The sequence below is a fragment of the Abyssibius alkaniclasticus genome (genome assembly GCF_020447305.1).
GTDB lineage: Bacteria > Pseudomonadota > Alphaproteobacteria > Rhodobacterales > Rhodobacteraceae > Abyssibius > Abyssibius alkaniclasticus.
Genome location: NZ_CP095732.1, coordinates 1,419,724 through 1,436,691 on the forward strand (window position 1 = coordinate 1,419,724; position 16,968 = coordinate 1,436,691).

At 62.1% G+C, this 16,968-nt stretch carries 13 protein-coding genes and 1 tRNA gene; 4 read left to right on the forward strand and 10 right to left on the reverse strand.

Annotated features, from left to right (window positions below; all coding sequences use genetic code 11):
• The first annotated feature begins 92 nt into the window (after positions 1–92).
• A tRNA-Lys gene (locus tag LGT41_RS07245) sits at positions 93–168 on the forward strand.
• A 112-nt stretch (positions 169–280) separates the two neighbouring features.
• Here the strand turns inward: LGT41_RS07245 and LGT41_RS07250 are convergent.
• Together LGT41_RS07250 and LGT41_RS07255 are read right to left on the reverse strand one after the other, a co-directional pair.
• On the reverse strand, positions 281–1,894 hold the full coding sequence (locus LGT41_RS07250) for a sulfatase-like hydrolase/transferase (RefSeq protein ID WP_274129448.1): 1,614 nt from the start codon (positions 1,892–1,894) through the stop codon (positions 281–283).
• Positions 1,895–2,155: 261 nt separating this feature from the next.
• Positions 2,156–3,595, reverse strand: coding sequence for an MDR family MFS transporter (locus tag LGT41_RS07255; RefSeq protein WP_274129449.1), 1,440 nt, complete (start codon positions 3,593–3,595; stop codon positions 2,156–2,158).
• A 260-nt stretch (positions 3,596–3,855) separates the two neighbouring features.
• On the opposite strand from LGT41_RS07255, the gene LGT41_RS07260 reads away from it, so the two are divergent.
• Positions 3,856–4,332 carry a GbsR/MarR family transcriptional regulator gene (locus LGT41_RS07260; RefSeq protein WP_274129450.1) on the forward strand — a complete coding sequence of 159 codons (477 nt, stop codon included), beginning with the start codon at positions 3,856–3,858 and terminating at the stop codon, positions 4,330–4,332.
• A 61-nt stretch (positions 4,333–4,393) separates the two neighbouring features.
• Here the strand turns inward: LGT41_RS07260 and LGT41_RS07265 are convergent, their stop codons facing one another.
• The 5 genes from LGT41_RS07265 to msrB all read right to left on the reverse strand — a co-directional run bounded on the left by LGT41_RS07265 (position 4,394) and on the right by msrB (position 11,239).
• Positions 4,394–7,534 (reverse strand): efflux RND transporter permease subunit, encoded by a 3,141-nt coding sequence (locus tag LGT41_RS07265; RefSeq protein ID WP_274129451.1) that lies wholly within the window; start codon positions 7,532–7,534, stop codon positions 4,394–4,396.
• Between the two features lie 4 nt (positions 7,535–7,538).
• Positions 7,539–8,762, reverse strand: a complete 1,224-nt coding sequence (locus LGT41_RS07270) for an efflux RND transporter periplasmic adaptor subunit (protein ID WP_274129452.1) — start codon at positions 8,760–8,762, stop codon at positions 7,539–7,541.
• 82 nt (positions 8,763–8,844) lie between these two features.
• The gene (locus LGT41_RS07275) at positions 8,845–10,284 is read right to left on the reverse strand and encodes a protein adenylyltransferase SelO (protein ID WP_274129453.1); all 1,440 of its coding nucleotides are present in this window, start codon (positions 10,282–10,284) and stop codon (positions 8,845–8,847) included.
• Positions 10,284–10,793, reverse strand: a complete 510-nt coding sequence (gene msrA / locus LGT41_RS07280) for a peptide-methionine (S)-S-oxide reductase MsrA (RefSeq protein WP_274129454.1) — start codon at positions 10,791–10,793, stop codon at positions 10,284–10,286. The genes LGT41_RS07275 and msrA overlap by 1 nt, the downstream gene beginning before the upstream one ends.
• Complete coding sequence (gene msrB, locus LGT41_RS07285) at positions 10,793–11,239, reverse strand: peptide-methionine (R)-S-oxide reductase MsrB (RefSeq protein WP_274129682.1); 447 nt, start codon at positions 11,237–11,239, stop codon at positions 10,793–10,795. Before msrB ends, msrA begins: the two co-directional genes overlap by 1 nt.
• A 160-nt stretch (positions 11,240–11,399) precedes the next feature.
• On the opposite strand from msrB, the gene LGT41_RS07290 reads away from it, so the two are divergent.
• Positions 11,400–12,086 carry a DUF2461 domain-containing protein gene (locus tag LGT41_RS07290; RefSeq protein WP_274129455.1) on the forward strand — a complete coding sequence of 229 codons (687 nt, stop codon included), beginning with the start codon at positions 11,400–11,402 and terminating at the stop codon, positions 12,084–12,086.
• Between the two features lie 120 nt (positions 12,087–12,206).
• Here LGT41_RS07290 and LGT41_RS07295 read toward each other — a convergent pair whose 3' ends face one another.
• Positions 12,207–13,649 (reverse strand): aldehyde dehydrogenase family protein, encoded by a 1,443-nt coding sequence (locus LGT41_RS07295; protein ID WP_274129456.1) that lies wholly within the window; start codon positions 13,647–13,649, stop codon positions 12,207–12,209.
• A 161-nt stretch (positions 13,650–13,810) separates the two neighbouring features.
• Between LGT41_RS07295 and LGT41_RS07300 the strand changes: the two genes are divergently transcribed.
• Positions 13,811–14,161 carry a hypothetical protein gene (locus LGT41_RS07300; protein ID WP_274129457.1) on the forward strand — a complete coding sequence of 117 codons (351 nt, stop codon included), beginning with the start codon at positions 13,811–13,813 and terminating at the stop codon, positions 14,159–14,161.
• A 132-nt stretch (positions 14,162–14,293) separates the two neighbouring features.
• On the opposite strand, the gene LGT41_RS07305 is transcribed toward LGT41_RS07300, so the two are convergent.
• Positions 14,294–16,432 (reverse strand): vWA domain-containing protein, encoded by a 2,139-nt coding sequence (locus LGT41_RS07305; protein WP_274129458.1) that lies wholly within the window; start codon positions 16,430–16,432, stop codon positions 14,294–14,296.
• Positions 16,429–16,968, reverse strand: coding sequence for an RNA polymerase sigma factor (locus tag LGT41_RS07310; protein WP_274129459.1), 540 nt, complete (start codon positions 16,966–16,968; stop codon positions 16,429–16,431). The genes LGT41_RS07305 and LGT41_RS07310 overlap by 4 nt, the downstream gene beginning before the upstream one ends.

Consider the following 16,968-nt stretch of genomic DNA (forward strand, 5'->3'; position numbering starts at 1 on the left):
TCGCGATGTTCCAGAGGATGAAATTCCAATGCAAAAACTTGGGATTTTCCGCTTGACGCTTTGGCCACCCGCCACTAGAAGCAGCCTCGGTCGGGCCTGTAGCTCAGTTGGTAGAGCAACTGACTTTTAATCAGTGGGTCGTGGGTTCGAATCCCGCCGGGCTCACCAAACTTTTCCTTGCTTGAACAGATTGCGCGAATTCCTCATTGGGGAGTTTGGCGCTGTTTGTTCACGTTGCTTTGCAGCAACATTCCGGCGCAGTGCAAGGGCAATGAACGGGTTATTCGCTGCGCCACAAGGCGTTGGCCAGGTCAATATCCTGCCGGAAAACGCGCGCCAGAGTTTCGGGGTCGTCGCGCAGGAAATTACCGGGTTGTGCGGCGTAGAGCGACACGCCAAATCCGGCGGTGTCAGTGGCCATGTCAAAGCCCATCGTCGCAAGAATCGTCGGGAATACATCGATCATCGTGCCGGGCTTTGTAATGCGCCGGGGCGTTGCGCCCGCACCGATGAACATGACCGTGTTGCGCCGCTCGTAGCTGGCAAGCGTGTCGGCGACATTCACAAAAGGGTGGGCGAAATGGTCGCTCATCAGCACGATCAGCGTATTGTCCATATCTACGGTGTTTTGCAGGTTGCGCACGAAGGCTTCGGTCAATTGCGCGGTGCATTCGAGCGGCCGCAGGATGCTGTTGGAAACCTGTGCTTCGCCCGGGCGCCGGCAGGGGGCTGCGATATGCCCCTTCGGGCCATGCGGCCCGGCGGTTTGCAGAATGAAGGAAAAGGGCTGATCACCCGCTTCGAGCGCGCCGATCCGTGCCAATGCGGCGTCAAACATATTTGCATCGCCAACGCCCCATTGCCAATCATCCGGCGCGCGGCCGGGCACCTCATCCAACTGCTGATAATCGGTAAAAGCCCCATTGCCATGACTGGCAACAAAGGCGGCCAATCCGCCGAAATCCTTGTCGCCCCCGGTCAGGTTTTCAAGCCGATAGCCCTGAGCGCGCAAGATATCGGTCAGGCAGGTGCTGCCCGGCATGAAGACAGAACCGTCATTGGCGCGGTTTTTCTGGAAGAAACCGCGTGGCACCAGCGGAACGCCACATTGGCCGGCGACCATGCCGGCCATAGTCCATTCTGTCAGCGGCAACTGGCCGATTTGCTCGAAGGTCACCGCCTCATCTTCGAGCCGCGAAATCGGGGCATAGGCCGGGCCAAAAGCCTCGGCTTGCCGATAGGTGCGCTCCATGCCTTCCAGATAGATGATGACGAGATTCGGCAGCCTCTCCGGTGTGCCAACCACTTCGGGGGTTACAAGTTCCGGCAGTAAATAGTCCGATGCCGCGGCGCGAAATTGCTGCTCTACCATATATTTGTTGAGCGGGTTGACCGCGATGACCACCACGATGGCGGCAAGCAGGGCCAGCCGGGGCAGCGGAAATTTCCGCGCCAGCACAAGGGCCGCGTGGAAGGCAATCAGAACGATGATCGTGCTTGCAATGATGGCAAGCACGGTTGTGAAATCAGCGGCAGAGCCGAAGCCGGCCTGCAAATGAAAAAGGGCTGCGTAAATTTCGAACACGCCAAAAAACAGGCGCAAGGCAGCCCAGGGCAAAAGCCAGATTGCCGCAATCCAATATAGCCATTCCAGGGTTTGCCGCTTGCGCGCGGGCGTGCTGCTTTTCCGGTTTGCGTGCAGAAACAGCGCGTAAAACACAACAAGAACCGGCGTGCCCATGAACAGATATTCGGCCTGCACACCGGATTCGTTTTCAAAAGACAGCAGGACCAGCCCGATGGCGAGCGTAAAGAACACCCATTTGAGGATTCGCGTATAGAAAAATCCGAGGCGCGATGCCGCGCCTTGTTTGATGTCTGTCGTGTTGTTCACTATTGCAGTGCCTTCATCTGCCACCGGTCGCGCGTGCATGGAGTCGGGCGCAATGCGCCGACGAACATGACTGCGCCACAACTTGCCGTAACGTCAGGTAACTTGAACGTTTATTTGCAGGTTATTCTATGTCTTCATAATAGGCGCTACAAGCGAATAGCGCCAAGTGCGCACAATCTTGCCGAGTGTGGCCGGCTGTGCGCATCGCCGCGAACGGCTTTACAGCAAATGGGGGGTGGCGCCTTGGCGCGCCTGCGCCGGCTAGGCCTGGTCCGGCGGGCGGCGCACGAAAAAGCCGGCAACGATCAGCAGCAGCGAAATGCTTGCCGCCACGGTGAAGGCAAGTTGCAGCCCGGCGGCTGTGGCGTCCAGCGGGCCAAGGCCCGTATCCAGCGCATCCGCCCTGCGCAGCGACATGATCGACACGAAAAGCGCAATCCCCGCCGCCCCGGCAACCTGCTGGGTCGTGCCCAGAACCGCGCTGCCATGCGAATACAGCGCCTGTGGCAGCGAACCAAGGCTCGATGTGAATAGCGGCGTGAACAAGAAGGCCAGCCCGAGGCTTAGAATCATATGGCTGGCCAGCACCAGCGCAAATGCCGTTTCGGGGCCGAACCCCGCCATGATCCACAGCGCGGAACTCACCGCTATTGCGCCCGGAATGACCAGTTTGCGCGCCCCATGCGCATCAAACAGCCGCCCGACAAAGGGGGCAAGCAGGCCCATGACCAACCCGCCTGGCAGCAGCATCAGCCCGGATTCGACCGGCGCCATGCCCAGCACATTCTGCATGTAGAGCGGCAGCAGAATGATCATGCCGAACAGCGCCATCATGGCAATGGCCATCATGATGACAGCAACCGTAAACACCCTCACGGTGAAGGTGCGCAAATCCAGCAAGGCGCGCTCTTTTGGGCCAAGCACGATCTGCCGCCAGATGAACAGGGTCAGCGCCGCCATCCCCGCCACAAGCGGCAGCCAGACGGGCAGGGCCGCTTCGCCACTGCCTTCGCCCAGGGTTGAAAGCCCGTAAACAACGCCGCCAAAGCCGATCGCCGAAAGCGGCACCGAGAGAATGTCGAGCGGCACGATCTTTGGCACGGTGACATTTTGCAGCTTGGCATATCCAAGCCCAAGCGCGGCCAGCGCAATTGGCAGGATGAGTATGAACAGCCAGCGCCAGCCGAGCAGGTCAAGGATGACCCCGGACAGCGTTGGCCCGATCGCCGGTGCAACCGAAATCACGATAGAGATATTGCCCATCGTCTTGCCACGGCTATGCGCGGGCACAAGGTTCATGACCGTGGTCATCAGCAGCGGCAGCATCATGGCCGTGCCACAGGCCTGCACAACCCGGCCCACAACCAGCATTTCCAGGCCCGGCGCCAGGGCGCAGACCAGGGTGCCAAAGCTGAAAAACGCCAGCGCCAGCATGAATACGGTGCGGGTATGAAAGCGTTGCAGCAAAAACCCGGTAATCGGAATGACCACCGCCATTGTCAGCAAGAACGCGGTTGTCAGCCATTGAACCGCGCTTGCCGTCTGGCCAAGGTCTTGCATCAGCGGCGGCAGGGCCACGCTCATCGCGGTTTCGTTCAGGATCATCACAAAGGTCGAAATCAGCAGCAGGATGATGACAAGCCGGTTGCGCGCGGCATCAGCGGCGCTGGGCGGGTTGGCGGCCAGATGTTCGTTTTGCATGGCATGTCACTTTCTGATGTCGAAAAACATCTGGCCAGCGGGCGGTGCGCGCGTGCCTGCCCATAAGCTTCGGGCGAGGATGCTGAAATTGTGTAATGCAACTCAATATTTGCGCGGCAGGTAAATCGCAATACCAAGAATTGAAATTGCCTGCTTGCCGCCGAACTGGCCTGCGCGTTCAATTGCAACTGAACGCACTAGACCTTCATGCGCCAAACCTATAGCCTGCCCATGACGACAGGAGCGAACGGAAAATCCCTATGGCCACGCAGAAAACTGCCGCAGAAATTGCGCAAATACGCGAAGATTTCATCGAGAAAATCGGCGTTCTGTCCCAGGCCGACGGCATTCCGCGCATTGCCGGCCGCCTGCTGGCGCTGCTGATCTATGATGGCGCGCGTGTGTCTTTCGGCGAGCTTGCCAAAATGCTCAATGTCAGCCGGGGCTCTGTCAGCTCTTCGGTGCGGCTCCTGGAAGGCCGCGAGATCATCAAGCGCGTCGCCAAGCCGGGCGATCGGCAGGATTATTTCCAGATTGCCGATGACGCCTTTATCACATTGCTCGAAAATTCGGCCAATTCCAGCCGCCGTGCGCATAAGGAAATAACCGCAACGCTGGCCGAACTGCCCGAAAGCGAAGCCGGGCCGCGCGCGCGCCTGACCGATTACGCCGATTTTTACGAGGCGATCAACGAAGCGGTCAGCGCAGTCTCTGCCAAGCTGCGCGCCAGGCCTTGAGCGCCTCTGGCTAAAAAGCCCGACCCTGGTTTCGCAGGGCCGGGCTTCATCCTGCTCGCCGTCAGGAATTTTGTGTGGGTGGCTGTGGCGCTTGGCCGTGGTCCGGCCCGTTGGGGAACAGCCTGCCAACACTGCGCCCGAAGCTTTGCACATAGGTCAGCACCACCGGCACCACGACCAGCGTCAGAATGGTTGATGAGATCAGCCCGCCAATCACCGCATGTGCCATTGGGGCGTTCTGCCCCGAGCCTTCATCAAGGTTCAGCGCCAGTGGCAGCATCCCGAAGATCATCGCCAATGTGGTCATGATGATCGGGCGGAACCGCGTTGAGCCTGCCTCAACCAGCGCATCATAGATGTTCAGGCCGTGGTCGCGCATCTGCTGGTTGGTGTTATCCACCAGCAGAATTGCGTTTTTCACGACCAGCCCCATCAGCATGATGAAGCCGATCATCGAGAACATGTTCAGCGTCGAGCCCCCGACAAGCAGCCCCAGCATGACCCCGATCAGCGCCAGCGGCAGGGCGGCCATGATCGCGACGGGCTGCAAAAAGCTGCCGAACTGGCTGGCCAGCACCAGATAGATGAAGATGACCGCAAGCAACAGCGCCGAGGCGGCTGCCGCGCCGGTTTCGGCAAGCTGCTCGGCATCGCCGCCCGCACTCGCCCGATAGCCGTATGGCAGGTCCAGCCCGTCGATTGCCGCCTGCACGGCAGGCATCACCTCGCCCAGCGTCACCCCGGAAATATTGGCGCTTACCAGCACCTGGCGCGACAGATCGCGCCGCCGGATCTCGGATGGCCCGAAGCTTTGAACGATCTCGGCAACCTGGTCCAGCCGCACCATGCCCGCACTGCCCGTTGCCCCGCTTTGCGCCACGGGAAGCGAGCGCAGCACATCCAGATCGTTGCGCATATCGGCGGGCAGGCGCACGGTCACCGTAAAGCTGCGCCCGTCCGGCGCGGTCCAGTCGCTCACATCCTGCCCGCCAAGCATGGGGCGCAGGGTGGCGGCGATTTGCTGCAGGGACACGCCCAGATCGGAGGCCGCATCGCGGTTGATCCGCACGCCCAGCACCGGTTGCGCCGCGTCAAGCGACGAGCTTACATCCTCCAGACCGTCAATCGCTTCAAGCGCGCGCACCAGTCTTTCGGCCAGCGGGCCGAGCCTGTCGAAATTGTCGCCATAAAGGTTGATCTGCACGGGGGCTTCCACGCCGCCAAGCCCGCCAGCCGCGCCGATAGTCACATCAATCCCCGGAATTTGCGCCAGAGCCTGGCGCACCGGCAGGGTCATGTCTTGCGGGCTGCGGTTGCGCTGCGACGGGCTGACCATTGTAACCGCCACGGTTGCCGCATTCTCGCCACCGCTGGAGGTTGCACCGTTGATCGTGGCATAGGTGCCCGTCACTTCGGGGAAGGCGCGCAGCACCCTGTCGATCTGGCGGATTTTGCTGGCCGTATAAGCCAGCGACGAGCCGACGGGCGTTTCCACCTCGACCTGAAATTCGCTGTTATCGACCGCAGGTGCAAATTCCGCCCCGACCAGCGGCACCAGAAAAAAGCTGCCGATAAAAGCGGCCAAGGCCAACACGAGCGTGGTCACGCGGTGGCGCAGGCTCCAGCGCAGCAAGCCGCGATAGCGCAGGCCGAGCCGGTCGAACGCATCGCCAAAGCGGCCGATCTGGCGGCCCAGAAAACCACGCGCAGCTTTCGGGTCGCCCGCCGGGTCATACCAGACGGAAGACATCATCGGGTCAAGCGTGAAGGCCACGAACATCGAGATCAGCACCGCAACCGACACTGTGACCCCGAATTGCAGGAAAAACTTGCCGATAATCCCGTCCATGAAGGCCACGGGCAGAAACACCGCCACGATCGACAGCGTCGTGGCCAGCACGGCAAGGCCAATTTCGTTGGTGCCATCCAGCGCCGCCTGCCTGTGCGTTTTGCCCATATGCAAATGCCGCATGATGTTTTCGCGCACCACAATCGCATCATCAATCAGCAGGCCAATCGCCAAAGACAGGGCCAGCAGCGTCATGATATTCAGCGTGAAGCCAAGGAAAAACAGCACCGTCATCGTGCCGATCACCGAAATCGGCAATGTCAGCCCGGTAATCACGGTCGAGCGCCACGAATTGAGGAACAGGAACACGATCAGCACCGCCAGCACCGCGCCTTCAATCAGCATGTTTTGCACACCGTAATAGCTGTCTTCCACCGGCACGGCATTGTCGCGCACGATTTCAACAATCACCCCTTCCGGCAGATCGTCAGCCATCAGTTCCGCCACGGCCTGCCGGATGCTTTCGGCCACGCCCACGGTGTTGGCGCCCTGGGTTTTTACAATATCCACGGCCAGCGCCGCAGAGCCGTTCAGCAGGGCAAGGCTGTTCACCTCGGCCTCGCCATCCACCAGCGTGGCAACATCACCCAGCCGCACGGGCTGGCCACCCCGGCGCGCAACGATGATGTCAAGGAAGTCGGCGGCATTCTCGATCCGGCCCTCCACCTGAATCGACTGCACCTCCAGCCCCTGTTCAATATCGCCGGCGGGCAGGTTCTGGTTTTCCTGGCCAAGCGCCGCCGTCACCTCGCCCACACCCACGCCAAAGGCCGTCAGCCGGTCAGGGTCGATCAGCACGTTCAACTGGCGCGGAATACCGCCCACAACGGTGGCGCGCCCCACCCCCTGAATGGATGAAAGCCGCGGCTCGATCACATCTTCGGTCAGCGCGGTCAGATCGCGCAGCGACATGGTCGATGCGCTTACGGCAAGCGATACGACCGGCAGTTCCGACGGGTCGAACTTGAACAAAAGCGGGTCATTCGCATTGGTCGGGAACTGGCCCGAAAGCCCGCCCATCCTGTCACGCACATCCTGCATGGCGGTCGAGCTGTCAACGCTCATGTCAAAGAACAGAATGACCATCGCTTCGCCAGCCCGCGAGGTGCTTTCGATATAGTCGATGCCGGAAATCGTGTTCACCGATTCCTCGATCGGCTCGACAATATCGCTTTCAACCGCCTCGGGCGAGGCACCGGGGTAGCTGACCACAACGGCCACAACCGGAAAGTCGACATCGGGCAGCTGTTCGATCGGCAGGCGCTGGAAGGAATAGACCCCGATGACCATGAGCGCGACCATGATCATGGTTGCAAAAACCGGGGCGTTGACACTGATGCGGGTCAAGAACATGGGCCTACTCCGCCACAATCTGCACGGCGTCGCCAGCGTTCAAGGCCGGCAGCGGTGCGGTGATCACGCGGTCTCCTGCCGCCAGCCCGGCGGTTATGCGCGTCAGCCCGCCCGCCCATGTGCCGCCGGTTTCAACGCTTACCGCCTCCAGCCGGCCATCGGTGATGCGCAGCAATTGCACCGCATCGGCAGTTTCGCGCAGCGCAACGCTTGGCACAGCCAAAGCCGCGTCGGCCTGTTCGACAACGATCTGGCCGCTGGCGAACATGCCGCCCAGCAACACGCCGTCGGCATTGTCGATGGTCACATAGACCGGAATGGTGCGCGTGCCTTCCTCGGCCACGGGGTTGATGCGGGTGACAATGCCCTCAAAAATCCGCGTGCCCAGCCCGTCGACCTTGACCGACACCGATTGGCCGGGCGCAAGCGAAGCACCCGTGCCCACCGGCGCATTGGCCTGCATTTCAACGCTGGTCAGATCGACAATCGTCATCAACGAGGTGCCGATGCCTACATATTGCCCCGGCTCGGCGGTGCGGGCCGAAATAATCCCGTCAAACGGCGCGACAACCGTGGCATTGGCCAGCCGCAATTCCGCGCCCGCCACCTGATCATCCTGTGCGCTGACACTGGCGCGCAAGCCGGTCACGTTGCTCTCGGCCTCATCCAGGCTTGATGCGGTGGTCACGCCCCGGTCAACCAGCGTTTGCACGCGCTCAAGCTGCAATTCGGCCAGTGCCAGTTGCGCGCGCGTGGCGGCGGCATTGCTGCGCACCTGTGCCAGTTCCAGCGTCAGGGTCTGCACGTCAATCTGCGCCAGCACATCGCCTTCGGCCACCCTGTCGCCGGGTTTTGCGCGCACATCTTCAATGCGCCCGTTGACCTGGCTGGAAAGCTGTGCCTGCCGGATGGGGCGCAGCGTGCCGATTACCCGCACCGTGCGTTGCAGGGTTTGCGGCGCAAGCACCGCCATTTCCAGCGGGTTGATCTGCATGGGCAATTCGGCGGGCGCGGGGGTTTGCGCCATGTCGACAGGCGGCATGAAGGCGGCTTTGTTCATATAGGCCAGGCCACCGGCAATGGCCAAAACCAGCAGCATCCAGGGCCATTTGCGGCGTTTTGGCGGCAAGCCTTCGCGGCGGCGGCGCGCACGCTCGGCCTCGCCCTTGCTCATCGCCCAATCGGGCTTGGGTTCATTGGCGTCCTGGGTCGGGGTTTGGCTGCTCATGACATGCTCCGCAAATAAGATTCGCGCAGCATACACGTATTATTTGTTCAGGCAATACTGAACAAATAAAATGGATCCGACGTTACGTGCCGCAAAATGTCTGGAACGGGCCAAAGCTTTCGGGCGCGGGCTGGGTATAGGCTTCAAGCCCGGCGCGTTCGGTGAACGGGTCGCCCAGAACATCCAGCAGGGTCTGGAACGGGGCCATGTCCTTTTGCGCCACGGCAGCATCGAGCGCCGCCTCGACCAGATGATTGCGCGGAATATAGGCGGGGTTGGTTTGGTTCATGCCGGGTGCCGCATCCGGCTCTAGCCGCGCGCGCCAGCCCGCTAGCCAGCGCACAAGCGGTGCCGGATCACTGAACAGCGCGCGCAGGGGCGCATCATCACCGGCCGCAGCCTTGGCCAGATGCCGGAAAAACAGCGTGAAATCAACGCGCTGGGCGTGCATGACTGCCAGAATATCCTCGGCCAAAGCCAGATCGGCCGCATCTTCGCCCGCAAGCCCGAACTTGCGCCGCATCCCCGCCAGCCATGCCGTCTGATACTGCGGCATGAAACCGTTCACCACCTCGGTGGCCTTGGCGATTGCGCGGTCGGTATCCTCATCGATCAGCCCCAGCAGGCATTCGGCCAGCCGCGCAAGGTTCCATTGCGCAATCACCGGCTGGTTGCCATAGGCATAGCGGCCGTGGCTGTCGATGGAGCTGAACACCACATCCGGCCCGTAGCCATCCAGAAAGGCGCAGGGGCCGTAATCAATCGTCTCGCCCGAAATCACCATATTGTCGGTGTTCATCACGCCGTGGATGAAGCCAACCTGCATCCATTGCGCCACAAGTTTCGCCTGCCGCGCCACCACCGCCGCCAGAAAGCCCAGATAGTCGGCCTTCAGTGCCGGGTCGTGCCGGGCAATCGCGTAATCGGCCAGTTGGCGCAGTTTGTCCGCCTCGCCGCGCGCGGCAAAAAACTGGAAGGTGCCCACGCGGATATGGCTTGCCGCCACGCGCGCCAGCACCGCACCGGGCCTCGCGCCATCGCGGATGATGGTTTCACCCGTGGTCAGCGCCGCCAGCGCGCGCGTGGTCGGGATGCCCAGCGCCTGCATGGCCTCGCCCATCAGATATTCGCGCAGAACCGGCCCCAACACGGCCTTGCCATCGCCGCCGCGCGAAAACGGCGTGCGGCCCGAGCCTTTCAGATGCAGGTCATACCGCGCGCCCTGCGGGCTTATGATCTCGCCCAGAAGCAGCGCACGCCCGTCGCCCAGTTGCGGTGAGAACCCGCCAAACTGGTGGCCCGCATAGGCCATTGCCAGCGGCACGGCGCCGGCGGGGGCCGTGCCGCCGGTGAGCAGGGCGCGCCCTTCGGGGCTGGCCAGAAAATCCGCATCCAGCCCCAATTCGTCGGCAAGCCCGTGGTTCAGCATGACCAGCGCCGGGGCCGGGGCCGCATCGCCCTGCCAAGCGGCAAAGAACCCGGCCAGCTGCTCGGCATAGCTGTTTTGAAAGCGGATACCCACTATTCGGCGGCGGCGCGTTTGGGCAAAACCCAATCGGGCCGCGCAAAATGGCAGGTATAGCCATGCGGGATGCGTTCCAGATAATCCTGATGCTCTGGCTCGGCTTCCCAGAAATCGCCCAGCGGCTCGACCTCGGTCACCACCTTGGCGGGCCACAGGCCCGAAGCATCGACATCGGCAATCGTATCCAGCGCACAATCGCGCTGCGCATCGTTCGCATAGTAAATCGCCGATCGATACGAGGCGCCGCGGTCATTGCCCTGCCGGTTTGGCGTGCTGGGGTCGTGGATCTGGAAGAAAAACTCCAGCAGGGCGCGGTAGCTCATCACATCGGGGTCAAACAGCACCTCGATCGCCTCGGCATGGCTGCCGTGGTTCTTGTAGGTGGCATGGGGCACATCGCCGCCCGAATAGCCCACGCGGGTTGAAATGACGCCCGGCATCTTGCGGATGAGGTCTTGCATACCCCAAAAGCAGCCACCGGCCAAAACGGCGCGTTCCTGTGCCATCAGACTTCCTCCACCTGATTGATAAATTCGCCATATCCCTCGGCCTGCATGTCGGCAAGCGGGATAAAGCGCAAGCTGGCCGAGTTGATGCAATAGCGCAAGCCGCCCGCTTCCGGTGGCCCATCATTGAACACATGGCCCAAATGGCTGTCGCCATAGGTCGAGCGCACTTCGGTGCGGATCATTCCGTGGCTCACGTCGCGCAGCTCATTCACATGGGCGGGCACAATCGGCTTGGTAAAGCTCGGCCAGCCGCAGCCGGACTCAAACTTGTCGGCAGATGCAAAAAGCGGCTCGCCCGAAACGATATCCACGTAGATTCCCGGCTCGGTCATGTGCAAAAGCGCGCCCGTGCCGGGGCGCTCGGTGCCGCTTTCCTGCGTGACGCGGAATTCCTCGGGCGACAGGCGGGCAAGGGCTTCGGGGGTTTTGGCATAGCGGGTCATCATCGGCTCCCTGACTGGTTTCACCCCTCAAAATGGGGGCGCTGGCGCGGAAAATCAAACCAAACCCCGCGGCTGGTCACGAAATGATGAGGTGGGCGCGACAGCCGGTCTTGCCCAAATCTGCCCGCTGCAGCACAGTATGGCACAAACAGGGGGGCATATGCCGGGGTTTTCAGGGTTTTCAAAGGCGACATTCGGTTACTTGGCGGGGCTGGAGGCCAATAACAGCAAGGACTGGTTCGCGGCGAACCGTGCCGCCTATGAGGATGACCTGATCGCCCCCGCGCTCGATTTTGTGGCCGCAATGGCGCCGGTGGTGGCGCAGATGAACCCTGCCTATCAGGCGGTGCCAAAGATGAACGGCTCGCTGCGGCGCCTGCATCGCGACCTGCGGTTTTCAAAAGACAAAACCCCGTTCAGCCCGCGCCTGCACCTTGTGTTCTGGCATGGCAGCCACCCCAACCGCGCCCCCGCCATCCACCTTGTGCTGCATGGCGATGGGCTTGGCCTTGGCGTTGGCCAATGGGCGATGACACCGGCAGAGCTTGCCGCCCATCGCGCCGCTGTGGTGGACCCTGCGCGCCGCGCAAGACTGAAATCCGCCCTGAAAGCCGCAGAAGAAGTCGGCGCAACGCTCACCGAACCCGCGCTTGCCCGCCTGCCCAAAGGCGTGGAGTCCATCGGTGACGATGACCATTTGCTACGGCACAAGGGCTTGGTGGCGCGCAGCCATAAGCGCCTGCCGATCCCTGAAGAGATGCTGGGGCCGGGCGCGGTCGACTATGCAGGCAAGCTGATCAAAGCCGTGGCCCCCATATCGGATTGGCTTGTGGAAACAACGGCTTAACCGCCATTTTCGCACCACTGGCCCAATACCCTGCGCCGTCCCGGGCTTGACCCGGGACCTCTTGCTTTGCGGGTCGAGGTCCCGGGTCAGGCCCGGGACGGCTTTGTCTGCGGCTTCGCGCTACGCCTCGTTATCCCAGCCGGAAATGGATTTCACCTCGAGAAAATCCTCGATCCCCCATTTGCCGCCCTCGCGCCCGTTGCCCGAGGCTTTCATCCCGCCGAACGGGCTGCCCGCGCCGCGCGATTTGCCGTTCATCTCCACCATGCCCGAGCGAAGCTGCCGCGCAAGCCGGTTGCGCCGCGCGCCATCGGTGGATTGCACATAATTCGTCAGCCCGTAAACCGTGTCATTGGCGATTTCCAGCGCCTCGTCCTCGGTATCGAACGGGATGATCGACATGACGGGGCCGAAAATTTCCTCGCGGCAAATGGTCATGTCATTGGTGCAATCGGCAAAAACCGTCGGGCGCACGAAATAGCCGCGATTCATGCCCTGCGGGCGACCAAGCCCACCGGCGATAAGCCTGGCGCCCTCGTCAATCCCCACCTGAATAAGGCCCTGGATTTTGTCATACTGCGCCTGGCTGACCACCGGGCCGATATGCTTGCCCGGTTCGCTGGCGCGCCCCACCGCGATGCTCTCGGCGGTTTTGGCTGCGGTTTCAAGGGCTTGGTCGTAAATCTCGCGCTGGACCAGCATCCGGGTCGGCGCGTTGCACGACTGGCCGGAATTGTTCATCACCTTGCGCACGCCCTGGGCCACGGCGCGCGGGTCGGCATCGGCGAAGATCAGGTTCGCACCCTTGCCGCCAAGCTCCAGATGCACGCGTTTCAGCGTATCGGCGGCGGCTTTGGAAATGGCAATGCCCGCCCGTGTCGAGCCGGTGAAGGAGATCATGTCGATATCGGGATGGGTGGAGAGCTGCGTGCCCACGCCAAGCCCGTCGCCATTGACCATGTTGAACACGCCGGGCGGTGTGCCCGCCTCATGCATGATTTCAGCAAAGACGATTGACGACAGCGGCGCGATTTCGCTCGGCTTCAGCACCACGGTGCAGCCCGCCAGAAGTGCTGGAATAACCTTGAGCGTGACCTGATTCATTGGCCAGTTCCAAGGGGTTATCAGCCCGCACACGCCAATCGGGGTATGCACAATCCGGTCATTCGGGGCATGGTCGCCAAGCCTGTGTTCGAACTCGAAATCCTTGAAGGCGGCAATGAAATTGGCAATGTGCCAATCGCCCGAGGTGGCCTGATCATCGCGCGCCATATCAATCGGTGCGCCCATCTCAAGGCTGATGGCCTGCGCCATATCCTCGTTGCGCGATTTGTAGATTTTCAGAATCTTTTCGACCAGCGCCAGCCGATCGGCGGGGGCGGTGAGCGACCATGTTTTGAACGCAGCCTTGGCGGCTGCGACAGCGGCATCGGTATCGGCGGCACCGCCAAGCGAGATGACCGCGCAGACATCTTCGGTCGACGGGTCTATCACGTTGAAATCATTGGCTTTGGCCGGGGCGACCCAGGCGCCGTTGATGTAGAAATCGCGTTTTTCCAGCATGGTATTCCTGACTTTCTGGCGGGCTTTGCCGCCTTTGGGCTTTGGCGTGAATGTCCGCCCTTGGCGCAAAATGGTCAAGGCCAAAGGCGACAGGGTGTGGCGCAATCCGGCGCGCGCATTCGTGAGGTGACAGGCGCGTGCATCTTTGACAGTCTGGCAATATGAAATATCTCGCCCTGCTGTTTTCAACCCTTGGCCCGCTTACCGCGCTTGCCGAACCCGTTGAAATTGTGGCGGTTGAGGCGCGGATGGGTGCCTCTGGCTGGCGGTTTGATGTAACCCTTGCCCACCCCGATACGGGCTGGGCGCATTATGCCGATGCCTGGGAGGTGCTGGACGCTGATGGCAGGAGCCTTGGCACCCGCACGCTGTTGCACCCGCATGAGACAGAGCAACCCTTCACCCGCGCGCTTGGCGATGTGGCGATTCCGGCTGGCACCGCACGGGTTTTCATCCGCGCGCGCTGTTCGGTCGATGGCTGGGGCGCGGCGCTGTTTGAAGTTACATTGTAACCGCATTTTCGTGCATTTCGGCGTTGCGAAGCCCGTTTTCGGAGCAATTTTGCACCACAAGTTACAATGTAACTTCAAGCCATGCAAAAGGGCCGCAGCCTTCGCCACGGCCCGGTGATCGTTACCGAAACCTTACTTCGGCAATAGCGAACCGGCCAGCCGCATGAGGTTGATCGCCTCGGCGCGGTAGCCGAATTCGTCTTCCCCGCGGCCCGCAATGGCCAGCGCGATGGCGTCATCAATGCCCCAGTCACCCAGATATTTCGCATCGCGCAGAAGCTGGCCGAACCCGGCGATGGCGGCGGCGAATTGCGCGTCGGCATCGGGGGGTGTGGTGGCCTCGGGCAGCAGGATGGGGGTTTCGATGAGCTGCGAAACATCCTCGCCCGGCGCCTTGAAGCGCAGCCGCAGGAAGCCAAGCTCGCCGCTGCCATTGGCGGGCGCGGCAGTGGCATAGCGCAGCGGGTCGTTCAGCAAGGCAGGCGAATCGGGCGCGGTGATCTCATAAAGCGCAGTCACCGAATGGCCGGCCCCAAGCTCGCCCGCATCAACGCGGTCATTGTTGAAATCTTCACGCGCCAGCGCGCGGGTCTCGTAACCGATGAGCCGGTATTCGGCGACCATGCTCGGGTTCCACTCCACCTGCAATTTCACATCGCCGGCGATGGTGAACAAAGCGCCGGTGAGCTGGTCGACCAGCACCTTTTGCGCCTCGACCAGCGTGTCGATATACGCCGCCTGACCGTTACCATTCTGGGCCAGCGCCTGCATGGTGGCATCGTCCAGGTTGCCACGCCCGAAGCCAAGCACCGAAAGGTAAACGCCGGTATCGCGCTGGGTGGCGATATAGTCTTTCAGCGCGTCGGGGTCGGAAATGCCGACGTTGAAATCACCATCCGTTGCCAGCAGCACGCGGGCAACCTCGCCTTCCTCCATCATGCCCGCCGCAATCGCATAGGCCTGTTGCAAGCCAGCCTGGCCAGCGGTGGAGCCACCTGCTGATAGCCTGTCAAGCGCGGCCATGATCGTGGCGCGGTCCGCCGCGGCGGTGGGGGCAAGCACCTGCCCGGCGGAACCCGCATAGGCGACAATGGCGACCCGGTCTTCGGGGCGCAGCTCGCCCAGCATCAGCTTGAGGCTCTGGCGCAGCAGGCCCAGCTTGTCGGGGCTGTCCATCGAGCCGGACGTATCAATCAGGAACACAAGGTTCAGCGGCGGGCGGTCTTCAACGCTCGGCATTTCGCCCTGCAATGCGATGCGCACAAGCCGGGTGTCGGGGTTCCACGGCGTTTGCATGACCGAAATCGACGGGCGAAACGGCCCTTCGCCCGCATCGGGCGCGGCATAGTCATAGGGAAAATAGTTGACCATTTCCTCGATGCGCACCGTGTCGGGGCCGGGCAGATAGCCGCTCATCAGCGATGAGCGGGCAATGGCCCAGCTTGCGGTATCGACATCGGCCGAAAAGGTGGAAACCGGGTTTTCCAGCGTGACCTGCACCGGGTTCGGGCTTTCATTCGCAAATTCCTCGGTGTTTTCGGGCCGGGGGATGGCCATGTCGGAAGGGGTGACAACGGGCATGACCATGCCGCTGGCCAGGGGGGCCGCGGCGCGCGGCGCGGGGGCTGCGGCATAGTCCTGTGCCTCGGCCTCGGCCACCACGCCCCCAAGCACGGGGCTGGCGGGGGCTTGGCGTTGAAGGGTCGTGGAATCGGCCAGTTCAGTGGCCTGGGCGGTTGCGTAACCGTCACCACCATCAGCCGCCTCAGTGCGTGCCCGCCCGTCTGTGTCGGTCGCCGTATCAACAACGGGCTGGTCAAATTCTGTTATCGGGGCGGTGGGCGCTTCGGCGGGGGCATTGGCGGTTGTCACGCGCTCATCCACGGCGGGGGTTGTGGGCTGGGTTATGTCAGGGCTGGCGCCTTGCCGGGCCAGTTCCTCGGCGGCGACATCCACACGCGGCGGGCTGTCGGGCAGGGTATTGTTCGCCTGAAACGGGTTGGCAATGTAAATGCCGATGACCAGCGCGGCCACGGATGTGCTGCCGATCAATGCGGCATTGGCGGAAAGCTTGTTGAACATCTTGAAAACTCCTGTCATCAGTCCCGCACCTTGTGGGCGGTCAGATGTAGGACGCGGCGCGTTGGCGTTTTCTTGGGCCTCATCGAAATTTTTGAGCGCGGCGGCAATGTTTTCAGCACGGCGCGCGGCATCAGGGGCTGGTGGTGCGGCCTTTAATGCGTCTTTCAGGCGGTCAAATTCATCGCTCATGCGACACCTTCCTCTGCGGCCATAGCGCGCAATTTCCTTTTTACTTCCGACATGCGCCAGGCGATTGTGCCTTCGGACACGCCCAGCACCTCGGCGGCTTCGGCCTGGGTCAGCTCTTCGCCCAGGGTCAGCGCCAGCGTGTCGCGCAGATCATCGCCAAGCCGGGCCATCGCGGTTTGCAGCCAGTCTTGCGCCTCGGCCGCCTCACGCGCCTCGGCCCGGCGGGATTTTTCCCAATCGCCCCAACCGTTGGCCGCTTTGGCGCGCGTGGCAAGGCGGCGGCGGGCATCGTGGCAGGCGTTCACCACAACGCGGTAAAGCCATGTGGTGAAGCGCGCATCGCCGCGCCAACCCGCAAGTTTGGCGGGCAGGGCGGCGCAAATATCCTGCGTCAGATCTTCGGCATCGGCCCGCCGCCCGAACAGGCGAAAGGCGAGCGCGAAAATCCGGTCATAGTGGCGGTCGAGCAAAAGCGCGAAGGCGGCCCTGTCGCCACCCGCCGCTGCCAGCGCCAAATCTTCGTCCGAGGTTTCCAT

Bases quoted from the DNA above. Each gene is read 5' to 3' on its own strand.
- LGT41_RS07255 (WP_274129449.1), bottom strand. From the start codon at position 3,595: ATGCAAAACGAACATCTGGCCGCCAACCCGCCCAGCGCCGCTGATGCC.
- LGT41_RS07260 (WP_274129450.1), top strand. From the start codon at position 3,856: ATGGCCACGCAGAAAACTGCCGCAGAAATTGCGCAAATACGCGAAGAT.
- LGT41_RS07265 (WP_274129451.1), bottom strand. From the start codon at position 7,534: ATGTTCTTGACCCGCATCAGTGTCAACGCCCCGGTTTTTGCAACCATG.
- LGT41_RS07270 (WP_274129452.1), bottom strand. From the start codon at position 8,762: ATGAGCAGCCAAACCCCGACCCAGGACGCCAATGAACCCAAGCCCGAT.
- msrA (WP_274129454.1), bottom strand. From the start codon at position 10,793: ATGGCACAGGAACGCGCCGTTTTGGCCGGTGGCTGCTTTTGGGGTATG.
- msrB (WP_274129682.1), bottom strand. From the start codon at position 11,239: ATGACCCGCTATGCCAAAACCCCCGAAGCCCTTGCCCGCCTGTCGCCC.
- LGT41_RS07290 (WP_274129455.1), top strand. From the start codon at position 11,400: ATGCCGGGGTTTTCAGGGTTTTCAAAGGCGACATTCGGTTACTTGGCG.
- LGT41_RS07295 (WP_274129456.1), bottom strand. From the start codon at position 13,649: ATGCTGGAAAAACGCGATTTCTACATCAACGGCGCCTGGGTCGCCCCG.
- LGT41_RS07300 (WP_274129457.1), top strand. From the start codon at position 13,811: ATGAAATATCTCGCCCTGCTGTTTTCAACCCTTGGCCCGCTTACCGCG.
- LGT41_RS07305 (WP_274129458.1), bottom strand. From the start codon at position 16,432: ATGAGCGATGAATTTGACCGCCTGAAAGACGCATTAAAGGCCGCACCA.
- LGT41_RS07310 (WP_274129459.1), bottom strand. From the start codon at position 16,968: ATGGAAACCTCGGACGAAGATTTGGCGCTGGCAGCGGCGGGTGGCGAC.